Here is a 13,044-nt window from a genome sequence, read left to right on the forward strand (position 1 = left end):
CAAAGACGAAGAGACCCCACGTGATGGTCTGACCGTGAGCTTCACCGCTGGCACCAACGCCGACGGCTACTACGCCATCTCCGGCAACAACGTTGTGCTGACCGCGAAAGGCGCCGAATTCGTCAACGCGGGTAACCCGCTGCCGAAAATCGACCTGACCGTCACCGACGCCGGTGGCCTCAGCTCCACTGGCGAAGGCCAGCCGACCGTAACTTTGGTCAACGACGTTCCGGTGATTGATGTAACGCCGACCACCATCGTTGAGAACGCTGCTGAAGCTGGCACCATCGCCGGTACCTTCAACGCCCGTGACGAAGAAACGCCGCGCGATGGTCTGACTGTTAGCTTCACTGCTGGTACTAACGCAGACGGCTTCTACGCCATCTCGGGCAACAACGTTGTGTTGACGGCTAAAGGTGCTGAATTCGTCAACGCGGGTAACCCGCTGCCGAAGATCGACCTGACCGTCACTGACGCTGGTGGCCTCAGCTCCACTGGCGAAGGCCAGCCGACCGTAACTTTGGTCAACGATGTACCGGTGATTGAAGTTACTCCGACCACGATCGAAGAAAACTCTGCCTCAGTCGGCACCGTCGCCGGTACCTTCACGGCCACCGACGAAGAAACTCCGCGCGATGGCCTGACCATCACCTTCACGGGCACCAGCAACGTTGATGGCTACTACAGCATCTCCGGCAACAACGTTGTGCTGACCCAAAAGGGCGCTGATTTCGTTAACGCCGGCAACCAGTTGCCGAAGATTGACCTGACTGTTACCGATCCATCGGGCGCCAACTCCAGTAACAGCGGCCAACCGACCGTCAACCTGCACAACGATGTGCCGGTGATCACGGTTGCAGCTAACACCCTGGAAGAGAACTCGGCTGCTGCGGGCACCGTCGCTGGTACCTTCGTTGCCAAAGACGAAGAAACCCCACGCGATGGCCTGACCATCACCTTCACGGGCACCAGCAACGCCGATGGCTACTACAGCATCTCCGGCAACAACGTTGTGCTGACCCAAAAAGGCGCGGACTTCGTTAACGCCGGCAATCAACTGCCGAAAATCGATCTGACTGTTACCGATCCATCGGGCGCCAACTCCAGCAACAGCGGCCAACCGACCGTCAACCTGCATAACGACGTGCCGGTCATCACGGTTGCTGCTAACACCCTGGAAGAGAACTCTGCGACTGCGGGCACCGTCGCCGGTACCTTCACCGCGACCGACGAAGAAACCCCACGTTCGGGCCTGACCATCACCTTCACGGGCACCAGCAACGCCGATGGCTACTACAGCATCTCCGGCAACAACGTTGTGCTGACCCAAAAAGGTGCTGACTTCGTCAACGCCGGCAACCAGTTGCCGAAAATCGACCTGACCGTCACCGACCCTCAGGGCGCCAACTCCAGCAACAGCGGCCAACCGACCGTCAACCTGCACAACGATGTGCCGGTGATCACGGTTGCAGCTAACACCCTGGAAGAAAACTCGGCTGCTGCGGGCACCGTCGCCGGTACCTTCGTTGCTAAAGACGAAGAAACCCCACGTTCGGGCCTGACGATCACCTTCACCGGCACCAGCAACGTTGATGGCTACTACAGCATCTCCGGCAACAACGTTGTGCTGACCCAAAAAGGTGCTGACTTCGTTAACGCCGGCAACCAGTTGCCGAAGATCGATCTGACCGTTACCGATCCATCGGGCGCCAACTCCAGCAACAGCGGCCAACCGACCGTCAATCTGCACAACGACGTGCCGGTCATCACGGTTGCTGCTAACACCCTGGAAGAGAACTCTGCGACTGCGGGCACCGTCGCCGGTACCTTCGTTGCTAAAGACGAAGAAACCCCACGTTCGGGCCTGACTATCACCTTCACCGGCACCAGCAACGCGGATGGCTACTACAGCATCTCCGGCAACAACGTTGTGCTGACCCAGAAAGGTGCTGATTTCGTTAACGCGGGCAATCAACTGCCGAAGATCGACCTGACCGTCACCGATCCTGATGGCGCGCACTCCAACAACAGTGGCCAACCGACCGTCAACTTGCATAACGACGTGCCAGTGATTGCAATCACGCCTGCCACAATTGTTGAGGACACCGCCAAAGTCGGCACCGTGGCCGGTACCTTCACGGCAAGCGACGAAGAAACCCCGGCCGCCCAACTGAAGATCACCTTCACTACCGGCACCAATGCGGATGGCTACTACAGCTTGTCCGGCAATAGCGTTGTGCTGACGCAGAAGGGCGCGGACTACGTCAACTCCGGTCATCAATTGCCGAAGATTGACCTGACCGTCACCGACGCTGACGGCGCCTACTCACACAGCATTGGCCAGCCGACCGTGACGTTGGTCGACGACACCCCTATCGCCAACAATGGCTACATCCAAGGCAACGAAGACACTTCGATCGAATTGATCTGGGCGAACTTCGGCGTCAGCGATGAAGACTCCGCAAACCCTAAAGTGGTGTTCACCAACCTGCCGGCGGGTTCGATCGAGTACAACGTCAACGGCGTGTGGGTTGCGCTGACCGCGTCTGACCTGAAAACCGCTACCTCGGCCGGCAAGTCGTTCAGCCAGGCTGATTTCGACAGTCACAACGTGCGTTACACCCCGGCGGCCAACGAGTCGGGCGATAACAGCTTCAGCGGCACAGGCGTGGGCAACAAGCAGAGCGATTACACCCAGCTGAAATTCCAGGCTACCGACGGTAATTCCTACAGCGACACCAAGATCATCACCGTGGATATCCACCCGGTGGCGGACGTGCCTGTCGTGGCGGTTGGCGCGTTCGGCGCTGTGCCGACAGGCCTGGTGATCCAGACCTGGACCGGCGGCACCCTGCGCAATGATTTGGGGACCAACGGTAACGGTGTGGCCAATTCCAGCGATCTGATCCGTGTGATCGACGCCAAGACAGCCGCCAGTGCGGCTTCCACCGGTGTGACCAACAACGTCAGCAACAGCAATGTGGTCGATGGCACCGCGACCAAGGTCTCCGGCCTGATCTACCTGGAAGCCGGCAAGAGCTACACCTTCACCGGTACGGCCGACGACAGCCTGGCCATTACCGTGGGCGGCAAGTTGGTTGCCACCGAGACCTGGAGCAAGGGCAGCGCGATTAGCGGGTCGAGCTACACGCCGACCGAGTCGGGTTACTACACCCTCGACATCTACCACTACAACCAGGCCGGCGGGGGCAACTACGACGTCAACGTGTCGATTAACAACGGCGTGTCGATGTCCCTGGGCAACAGCGGCCTGCAGACCTACACCAGCGTGGAAGCGTTGAAAGCCGCAGGTGCAGTGCTCGGCGATAGCCACGTGGTCAATGGCGAAGGCTATTACACCGGCTACGTCTACAACCGTGGCCTGGAAGACACCGCGATCAAGGTCAGCCCGATTACCACCACGTTTGTCGACAACGATGGCTCGGAGTCGCACAAGGTGCAAATCAGCGGCTTGCCTGCCGGTACGGTGATCACCGATGGCACCACGAGCATCACCTCCAATGGCAGCGGCACGCTTTACGATGTCAGCACCTGGAACCTGAAGACCCTGACAGTTACGCCGGCCAAGGATTCGACCGCCAGCTTCGACATCATCGTGAAAGCCACGGCCACCGAGTTGAGCACCGGCGCTTCGGCGGTGACGACCGGCAAAGTGAGCATCGTGATCACGGCGGTCAACGACGCCCCAACCCTGGACCTGAGCACTGCCGACGGTTCGGTCGCTACTGGCTTCAGCACCTCGTACACCGAACGTAGCACCAGCGGTGTTGCGATTACCGGCAGCGTGGCCATCGCTGACGTCGACAGCACCCAAATGCAAAGCGCCACCATCACCCTGAAAAACGCCAGTTCGGGCGATGTACTGAGCTCCAACCTGGTAGCCGTCGGGGGTACGTACAAAGGCATCACCGTGACCAGCGTCGGGACTGACGTCAGCGGCAAGATCGTGCTGACCCTGTCGGGCACGGCGGACGCGGCGACTTACAAGACGCTGCTTGAGTCGTTCCAGTACTCCAGCACCAGCAAGTACCCGACGCTGGGCGATCGCACCATTGATGTCTCGGTGACTGACAATGAGGGTGGCAACAGCCTGAGTTCGTTGGCGGCAACGACCACCATCACGGTCAAGCCTCAGGTCTACAGCCCTGTCACGGAAGGCGGCGCTGCGGTGGACACCATCGACCTGGGTAACAGCTCGGCGAACAATGTCGTGGTGGGTGACAAAGGGGGTATCACCACGCCGGGCACCAACTACAACATCGCGTTCCTCGTCGACACCTCGGGCAGTATAGGTAGTACCGCCATGAAGTCGATCAAGGCTCAACTGGCAAGCGTGTTCGATACGTTGATCGCCAATGCTGGCAGTAAAGATGCGGGCGTAGTGAAAGTGTTGCTGGTCGATTTCGACACTCGGGTCGAGGCGCAGGTCTCGGTCAACTTGGCTGACAAAACTGCCGCCAAAGCGGCCTTGCAGGCGGTATTGACCCAGATGACGTCCAGCTCGAGCGACATGACCAACTATCAGGACGCGTTCAAAGCGGCGACTGACTGGTTCAAGAGCAGCGACGCCACGAGCAACAAGGGCGCAACCAACCTGACGTACTTCATTACCGACGGCGCGCCGAACGTGTACACCGATGTGCGGGGCAACCCTACCCTGGGGACGAAAGACTATTACGGATGGGGGGCGAACGTTAACTTTGACAGTGTCGTCACCAACGCTACCTACGTCTTGGGTCAGAGCAACCCGCTCTATACGAGGGTCAATGGCTCGACGCAACTCATTGTCGATGGCGATGGCAAAGTTTATTCCTACGATGGCTACGGGAACCGGATCTACGAAGGCACCGTGGTGGCCAACAGCAGCGGCGGCTTTGACGTTGCGTCGGTCTACAACAACTCCAACACCGCATTGGCAAACGGCAAGACGGCCTACAACGATCTGGTCAACGCGGTTCCAGGCAAGGTCGTCGTTGAGGCCATCGGTCTTGGCAGCGACATTGATAGCACCGTTCTCAAACAGTTTGATACCGACAAGACGGTCTCCACCATCGACACCGCGAAGCTGGCGGATACCATCACCGGCCACACTGCCGATACCGGTGCCGACAACGTTTCCGGCGGTTCGGGCAACGACATCATCTTCGGCGACCTGATCAGCTACAAAGGCCAGGAAGGCAGCGCGGCGCTCAAGGCATTCGCTGCCGAGAAGCTGGCGACCACCGTCGATCAGATCGACGACCGCACCTTGCATCAGTACATCACTGAGCATGTGCAGGACGTCGGTGCCCTGGCCAACGCGTCGAACATCTACGGCACCAGCGATGGTGGCGACAACCTGATCGGCAACGCCGGCGATGACATCCTGTTCGGCCAGGGCGGTAACGACACGCTCTCCGGCGGTGCAGGCAATGACATCCTGGTGGGTGGCAAGGGTAACGACATCCTCACCGGCGGCGCGGGTGCCGATACCTTTGTGTGGCTCAAAGGCGACACCAACACCAGCGGTGGCTTTGATCGCATCACTGACTTCAAGCACGGCGAAGGCGACAAGCTGGACCTGTCCGACTTGCTGCAAGGCAATAACGACACCAACCTGTCGAGCTACCTGAGGTTGACCACCGACTCGGCGGGCAACTCGACGCTGAGCGTGAGCAGCACCGGGTCGTTTACCGGCACCAACGGCGGCACGGCAGATGTGACGATCAAGGTGGACGGCGCGAGCTGGGGCAGTGGCGCCGCTGCGATCAATAGCCTGATCGCCGGTGGCGACTTGACCGTCAAGCACCACGACTGATCACCAGCGGGGCGTCAATCTTTCGGGATTGGCGCCCCTTTGGCATGCGCTTTGGGGAAATGTGTGTAATCTCTGTGGGAGCCGTGTGCGGCGCCTGCAGGGATTTTTTATTGGGAGAGGGCTGATGTTCTACGTGCAACGCGATCAATACAACGCTTTGGTGCGTGTCGAGGCGCAGGCCTTCGCAGAAGCCACTGAGACGCTACCGGCTGACCATCATGAGATCCAGGCGTGGTTTGCCGACGATGAGATTGAGAACAGCCTAAAGCAGCTCAAGAGCAGTGACCTTGAGATGATCCGCGTACTGGACGACTTGATCCAGGTGCTGATCACCAAGAACGTGATGAGCATCACCGACTTGCCGCCGGCGGCGCAGACCAAGTTCCTGGAGCGTACCCATGCCCGGGCGGCGCTGGGTGGCTTGAGCGAACTGATCAATGACGAAGAAACCGGCCTGATCTGACGCGCACCTCCTTCACGGCGTGAGCGTCAAGGAGGCGTGATTATTCTGAGCTTCACTTCCAGGGCGCCGGTTCACCGACCAGTTGGCCTTGCACCCCTTCAATCCCCATCTCGCGGATCACCCGCAACTCTCCCTCGGTTTCCACGCGCTCGGCAATCAACGGCAGGTCAATGCTGTGGGCTGCACGCTGGATGGCTTCGATAAAGAAGCGTTTGTGGCTTTCCTGATCAATATCGCGGATGTAACTGCCGTCGATCTTGAGGTAGGCCAGGCCCAGGTGCGCGAGGTTGCCGATCATGCTGAAGCGCCCGCCGAAGCGTTGCAGGCCAAGGCTGTAGCCGAGGCCGCGCATGCGCCGGATCAAACGCTCCAGCTGCGTCTGTTCGGGCACTTGTTCTTCACCGATTTCCAGGGTCAGGCGTTCGCCCAACAGCGGGTGTTGGGCCAGGCGTTCGAACATGTGCTCCAGGGCTTGCGGGTCGTTCAGGGTGGCTGCCGACAGGTTCAGCGCGACCGATTGGTTATGCTGGCCCAAGTGGGCGATCACCAGATCGAGCATTACCTGGTCGAGGCGCGCGGTCCAGCCGAAGCGCTCCAGCCATGGCAGGAAATGCCCGGCGGCAATGGTCTGGTCCTGGCTGTCGAGCAGGCGCGACAGCACTTTGTAATGCAGGACCTGGCGGATATCGTTGCTGCTCACCACCGGCTGGAAGAACAGGCGGAAGCGACCCTGGCTCAGGGCGGTGTCGAGCAGGGTGTGCCAGCTGTGCGGGTCGTCACTGACGGTGTCGAGGGTTTGATGGGTCAGGCACACCCAGCTTTGCAGGCTGTTGGCTTCGGCCTGCGTGAGCGCCTGGTCAGCCAGCATCAGCAGGTCTGCCGAGGCGTCGCCGGGGTTGTAAGGGGCCAGGCCGATGTAGGCCACGGTGGGCATGTCGGTGGCGCCGGTTTCATGCAGGCTCTGCAAGGTGGCTTCCAGTTCCTGGGCCAACTGCACGGCCTCGTCACGCACCAGGCCCGGCGCGAGCACGGCAAACTCGCCACCTCGGCTGCGCGTGATCAGGTTGTGGGTTTCCGGGTATTTGGCGCAGGTGCGCACCAGTTGCTGGCTGACGGCTTGCAGCAACTGGTCGGTGCGCTGCCCGCCCAGACGCTGATTGAGGCCACCCAGGTCGTTGACCCGCAGCATCAGCAGGTAGCCTGAGCTGGACTCCTCCAGGTTGCTGACCCGCGATTGCAGCTGCATCTCGAAGTAGCGACGGTTGGCCAGCCCGGTCAGGCTGTCCTGGTAGGACTCCACCCGTAGCTTCTCGCTGCGCTCGGTCTGCTCGTGGAACAGCGCCTTGAGCTTCTCCACCATCTGGTTCATGGCCTGCACCACGCGGCGCAGTTCCGGGGTGCGGGGCAGGTCGGGCAAGCTGAGGAACTCTCGACGCGCGATAGCGTGGGACTGCTCCACCATATAGTCCAAAGGCCTGAGCTGACGACGCAGCAACAGCGCGCCCAGTACCGCACTCACCGCGCCACAGACCAGCAGCCAAACCAGGCTGCCCAGCGCGCTTTGCCAGAGTTTGGCCAGGGCAAACATCGGGTGACTGACCACTTCGACCCGCGCTGCCTGCTGCCAGCCACGGCTGACGATGGCATCGCCGCCGGCCGGCGCGAGGCCGATCATCTTGACGAACCAGGCCGGCACGCTGCTGGCATCCGGCTCGGCGGCACGCTCCACCAGCACCTGGTCATTGCTCAGGTCCACCACGCGAATGCTCGCGTAGTAGCCGCTGTCGAAGATCGAGCTGACCATCAGTTCGGTCATTGCCGGGTCATCGATGTTCGGCGTCAACGACAGGGCCAGCGCTGTGGCCGCGTCCTGCGCGTGGGAGCGCAACTGGTTGACGTACTGGGTACGCGAACTTTCCAGGCTGACGAAGAAGCTACCGCTGAACGCGACCACCAGGAACACGCAGATAGCGATCAGCAATTGTTTGAACAGTGACATCGTAGCTCCTGTTAATTATCCGAACTGGCCGGAAACCCTTCAGCGGTCATTTTTTTCAAGACGTCCAACCAGCGTGATAGACGCTTGGTGTCACCGACTTTTTTGTTCCCGCCTGCGCCGGTCAGCCACAGCCCTTCACCGTTGAACGCGTAGACCGGCAGCAGGTCTGCACGCTGGCTGGCGGGCAAAATGGCGTCCATCAGGCTGTCCAGCACCAGGGGCATGGCTTCGGGGCTGGCATAGTACGTCAGCACCATGTGTGCGCGATTCTGGCGTAAGGCTTTAACGTAGGTAATGCGCAGTTTTTCGGCGGGCACCCCCAAGTGACGCAGGCTGAAGTACTTGGCGATGGCGTAGTCTTCGCAATCGCCAGCGCCTTTCCACAGGGATTGAATAGGGGTCGCCCAATAATCAATTTCGTGCCACAGGTCGATGTCTTCTTCGTAGCGCAACTGGCGGTTGAAGAACAGATTCACCACGTTGAGCTGCTCTGCCTCACTCACCTGCTTCTGCGTCGCCAGCAATTGTTGCCAGGCATCAATGCGCTGGCGCCCCGGCCCCAGCGGCCCATAAAGCGACTCGGCGCGGCGGCTGATCTGGCTGAAATCCCAATCGGCGAGCAAATCGCCCAGCAGGCCGCCACCCAGCAACAGCGTGATGGCGAGGCCGTACAGAATCCGAGGGAGTTTAGAGCGTATCGCCACTGCGATTACCCAAGCTTGCAGCATTGAAGGTGCGGCAATGGTGCGGTGATATAGGGTAAAAAACAATGGCACGATGAAATCACCGCCATTGAATTGTAGTAATAGTCCGTCAGTAAATTGGCTAATTTCCGCTCGTCTGAAAGGCTGGCTCGACTTTCATCAAAATAATGACACTTCCCTAGCGCTGTCACAGAATGAAGCAATGAAAACGCCTACAAAAAGACCTGCGGTGAAGCCGTACCTTGCTGATCTTTCCACGTCTTTATATGGCGCCGTGAAGGAGCTCCGGCCATGAGCCGCACTGATGATCTATTTGCCCTGTTCGGCAAGAGCGTTTCCCGCGACCCCACGGGAAAAAACGCCCGCCTGCATTTTTTTGGCAGCATTCCTTTCGACGATGGCACACGGGTGAATCAGAAAGAGGGTTCGCGCTTTGGGGCCCATGCCTCCCACGCCAATGAACATCACCACCATGAGCCATTGACCGCGCTGCGCCCGACGGTAGTCGCGCTGGTGTCCGTCAATGGCGGCGTTGGCCGCAGTACGCTGGCCACGGCGCTGAGCAGCGGTCTGCAGCGTCTGGGTGAGTCGGTCGTGGCGCTGGACCTGGATCCTCAGAACGCTTTGCGCCAGCACTTCGGTGTGGACCATGAGCTTCCCGGCCTGGCCCGCAGCAGCCTGCTCAACACGCCATGGAACACCATCCTGCAATCGGGTTTTGCCGGTTGCCAGGTGATTCCCTTCGGCGACGCGGACACCCAGCAGCAGGAAAACCTGCAACGCTGGTTGACGCGGGAGCCGAAGTGGCTGGCCCAGCGCCTGGCGGCATTGGACCTGAGCGAACGGCACACCGTGATCATCGATACTCCCGCCGGCAACAACGTCTACCTCCATCAAGCGTTGAGCGTGGCCGATATCGTGCTGGTCGTCGCCCAACCGAACGCCGCCTGTCTCGGCACGCTGGATCAACTGGATGCGCTGCTGGCACCCCACCTTGAGCGTGCACGTCCACCGCGTTGCCACTTGGTGATCAACCAACTGGATGAAAACTCGGCGTTCAACCTGGACATGCTTGATGCGTTCAAGCTGCGTCGCAGTGAGTACCCTTTGGAAGTCATACACCGCGATCCGGCGATCAGCGAAGGCCTGGCCTTTTCTACCGACCCTCTGGACAACGCGGTTACAAGCCTGGCGGGTGATGACATCAACGACCTTTGCCGGTTACTGATCGCTCGCAAAAAACGCCTGTAAAGCGCGGGTTATACGCTTGACGCCAGATGCTTATGCACAATCGGTCGGATGCAGTTGTCATGAAATAGCCGTTTTGTGGAGCGGTTCTCAACACACTGCAACTGCCTGTTTTACCTGCGTTTTATGGTGTGAGTAAAAAATGAACATCGTGGCTTTTGGCCTGTAGCGTAGACGGCTACAGGCTCTGTAAAGAATTCATCAACAGAGTTATCCACAGGCTGGGGTGCGACAATTTCGCCCTTTAATCGCGCTCGGCAAGCACCAACAAGTTGCGCGGTGTCAACGCCGGGTCGCAGAAGCTGCCTACTTCAACCCTGTAGCCACGCTCGCTGAGAAACAGTGCCCGATCCAGCACCAGCCACACTTCCAGCGGGCGCCGAAACAGACCGCGCACCAATTCCAGATTCCTGACCTCAGCCAAACGCTGCCAACCGTGCGCCTCCAGTGCCGCCCAATCCTGTTCGCCTGTGGATAACCCTTTGAGGCCGGCCAGCTCGTGGCAGTAGTCGGCGAAGGGTTTGTCCAGCCAGTGGGCGGGCAGGGACGGCGTGGGCAGGTAGTCGTCGCAGCCGCGTAACTGGCGTTGCAACTGATCGAAACCGAGGCGCCGGGCCATGGACGTGTCCCGTTGCAGGCGCACGCGTTTGCCGGCGGTGACGGTTTCGCTGAGGGGCAGGCCGAGGTCGTCGACCGACAACTGCAAGGTGGAAGCGCGGGCGGCTACGGACAGCGGCTGGTAAGTGTGTGCATGGGTTCGGTTATAGCAGCACGGCGCCAATGCCAGTTGCTTGCAGCCGGCGGCGCTGGCCACTTGCAGCAGGCGTACGTGCAAATCGCCGCAGGCATGCAGGGCGACGGGGGTGTGTTCGGCGCTGATGGCGACATCGGCCATCACGTCTTGCAAACGATGGGTGACGGGCAGGCCGTGGTGCTCGCTCAAGGCTTGGCCGGACGCGACCAGGGCCGGGTCGTATTCCAGGCAGGTCAGCTGTTGGTCTGTGTGCAGCAGGCGGCGACCAAGGTGGCCTTTGCCGGCGCACCAGTCCAGCCAATGCCGGGGTGTTTGCGCAAAGTGCAGCGCCGCGCCGAAGGCTTCGATCTGTTGCCATTTGCGGCCGGGGACATCGACATTCAGGCGATGCGCGGCGGGATGCAGGGGCTGCGTCGGTAACTTATCCACAGTGCCGAGTTGCAGCGCTTGCAAGGCAATCTGTGGAAACGGCGCGGGAGCGGGCAGCTCATGGGGCTGGTTGTGGCTGGCTTCAGCCTCGGCCAACGAGCGTTGGCGCAGCCACTGGGCCAGCTCGGGGTATTCGCGTTCCCAGGGCAGTTGGCGATGCGTAAAGGGCCGTGGTCGCCACAGCCCTTGATGCTCGATCAGAAACGCATCCAGCGCCCGGAAGCGCGCTTCAACGTCCCTGGCAAGCATCGACGCGGAGCCAGCGTTCCAGCAGTTTGAAGCCGCGTACCAGCAGGAACGAGATCAACAGGTAGAACACGCCGGCGGTGAAGAACATTTCTACCGTCAGGTAGTTGCGCGCAATGATCGTGCGGGCCATACCGGTCAGTTCCAGCAGGGTCACGGTGCTCGCCAGTGAACTGGCCTTGAGCATCAGGATCACTTCGTTGCTATAGGCCGGCAAGCCGATGCGCGCCGCACGCGGCAAGATGATGTAGAACAGCGTTTTGGGCCTGGACATGCCCAGCGCCCGGGCGGCTTCGATTTCCCCAGGCGGAATGGCCTGGATGGCGCCACGCAGGATCTCGGCGATATAGGCCGCAGTGTGCAACGTCATGGTGGCGGTGGCACACCAGAACGGGTCGCGCAGGTATTTCCACATGAAGCTTGAGCGGATGCTGTCGAATTGAGCCAGGCCGTAATAGACCAGGAACAACTGCACCAGCAGCGGCGTGCCCCGGAAGAAGAAAATGTAGGCGTAGGGCAGCGAGCGCACATACCAGCGCTTGGACGAACGTGCGATGCCCAGCGGGATGGCGAGGATCAAACCCAGGATCACGGCGATGCTGACCAGTTCCAGGGTCAGGATGGCGCCCTGGATAAACTTCGGCAGCCACTTGATGATGACTTCCCATTCCATTACGTCGTCCTCACGAAGCCGCGGGCGGCGCGTTTTTCCAGGTAGTGCATGGCCACCATCGACAGTGAGGTCAGGCCCAGGTAGATGAGCGCGGCGACCATGTAGAAAGTGAACGGCTGTTTGGTGACGGTGACGGCGATCTGCGCGTGGCGCATGATTTCTTCGAGGCCGATGACCGTGACCAGCGCGGTGTCTTTCATCAGGATCAGGAACAGGTTGCCCAGCCCCGGCAGGGCGATGCGCCACATCTGCGGCATGATCAAGCGGGTAAAGATGCGGAACTTCGACAGGCCCAGCGCCACACCGGCTTCGCGGTGGCCCTTGGGAATGGAGATGATTGCGCCGCGCAGCACTTCGGTGGCGTAGGCGCCGAAACACAGCCCCAGCGCAATGACGCCGGCGGCGAAGGCGCTCAGGGACAGGTCGGGGATGTTGAACAGCTCACCCAGTTCGCGCATGGCGTTGATGGTGCCGAAGTAAATCAGCAACACCCACAACAGTTCCGGCACGCCGCGAACGATGGTCGAGTAAGTCCCGCCCAGCCATTGCAGAGGCTTGTACGCAGAAGTCTTGGCCAAGGCCCCGGCCAGGCCGAGGACCAGCCCCAGGCATAAGGCCGTGAGCGCCAGTTTGACGGTCATCAGCGCGCCGGCAGCGAGTGCGGGGCCGAATCCGTAGAGATCGAAATTCATGGTGTTTTCATATCGCGG

General features: G+C 60.3%; 8 protein-coding genes. 3 read left to right on the forward strand and 5 right to left on the reverse strand.

Annotated features, from left to right (window positions below; genetic code table 11):
- Positions 1-34 precede the first annotated feature (34 nt).
- Positions 35-5,818 (forward strand): type I secretion C-terminal target domain-containing protein, encoded by a 5,784-nt coding sequence (locus tag NDJ82_RS27570; protein ID WP_250926617.1) that lies wholly within the window; start codon positions 35-37, stop codon positions 5,816-5,818.
- Positions 5,819-5,942: 124 nt separating this feature from the next.
- Complete coding sequence (locus NDJ82_RS26615; RefSeq protein ID WP_158879018.1) at positions 5,943-6,281, forward strand: tryptophan synthase subunit beta; 339 nt, start codon at positions 5,943-5,945, stop codon at positions 6,279-6,281.
- Between the two features lie 52 nt (positions 6,282-6,333).
- Here the strand turns inward: NDJ82_RS26615 and lapD are convergent, their stop codons facing one another.
- Both lapD and lapG read right to left on the reverse strand, forming a co-directional pair.
- Complete coding sequence (gene lapD / locus NDJ82_RS26620; RefSeq protein ID WP_112193008.1) at positions 6,334-8,280, reverse strand: cyclic di-GMP receptor LapD; 1,947 nt, start codon at positions 8,278-8,280, stop codon at positions 6,334-6,336.
- A gap of 11 nt (positions 8,281-8,291) precedes the next feature.
- Positions 8,292-9,008: a cysteine protease LapG gene (gene lapG / locus NDJ82_RS26625; protein ID WP_250926618.1), complete on the reverse strand. Its 717-nt coding sequence runs from the start codon at positions 9,006-9,008 to the stop codon at positions 8,292-8,294.
- Between the two features lie 267 nt (positions 9,009-9,275).
- Between lapG and bcsQ the strand changes: the two genes are divergently transcribed.
- The gene (gene bcsQ, locus NDJ82_RS26630; RefSeq protein WP_250926619.1) at positions 9,276-10,235 is read left to right on the forward strand and encodes a cellulose biosynthesis protein BcsQ; all 960 of its coding nucleotides are present in this window, start codon (positions 9,276-9,278) and stop codon (positions 10,233-10,235) included.
- 241 nt (positions 10,236-10,476) lie between these two features.
- On the opposite strand, the gene NDJ82_RS26635 is transcribed toward bcsQ, so the two are convergent.
- The 3 genes from NDJ82_RS26635 to NDJ82_RS26645 are packed head-to-tail and all read right to left on the reverse strand — an operon-like array spanning position 10,477 to position 13,026.
- On the reverse strand, positions 10,477-11,664 hold the full coding sequence (locus NDJ82_RS26635; protein WP_250926620.1) for a methyltransferase: 1,188 nt from the start codon (positions 11,662-11,664) through the stop codon (positions 10,477-10,479).
- Positions 11,645-12,334: an ABC transporter permease gene (locus NDJ82_RS26640; RefSeq protein WP_099583882.1), complete on the reverse strand. Its 690-nt coding sequence runs from the start codon at positions 12,332-12,334 to the stop codon at positions 11,645-11,647. Before NDJ82_RS26640 ends, NDJ82_RS26635 begins: the two co-directional genes overlap by 20 nt.
- The gene (locus NDJ82_RS26645; protein ID WP_099583881.1) at positions 12,334-13,026 is read right to left on the reverse strand and encodes an ABC transporter permease; all 693 of its coding nucleotides are present in this window, start codon (positions 13,024-13,026) and stop codon (positions 12,334-12,336) included. Before NDJ82_RS26645 ends, NDJ82_RS26640 begins: the two co-directional genes overlap by 1 nt.
- Positions 13,027-13,044: the final 18 nt, after the last annotated feature.

The organism is Pseudomonas sp. SR18, from assembly GCF_023701505.1.
Lineage (GTDB): Bacteria > Pseudomonadota > Gammaproteobacteria > Pseudomonadales > Pseudomonadaceae > Aquipseudomonas > Aquipseudomonas cyclaminis.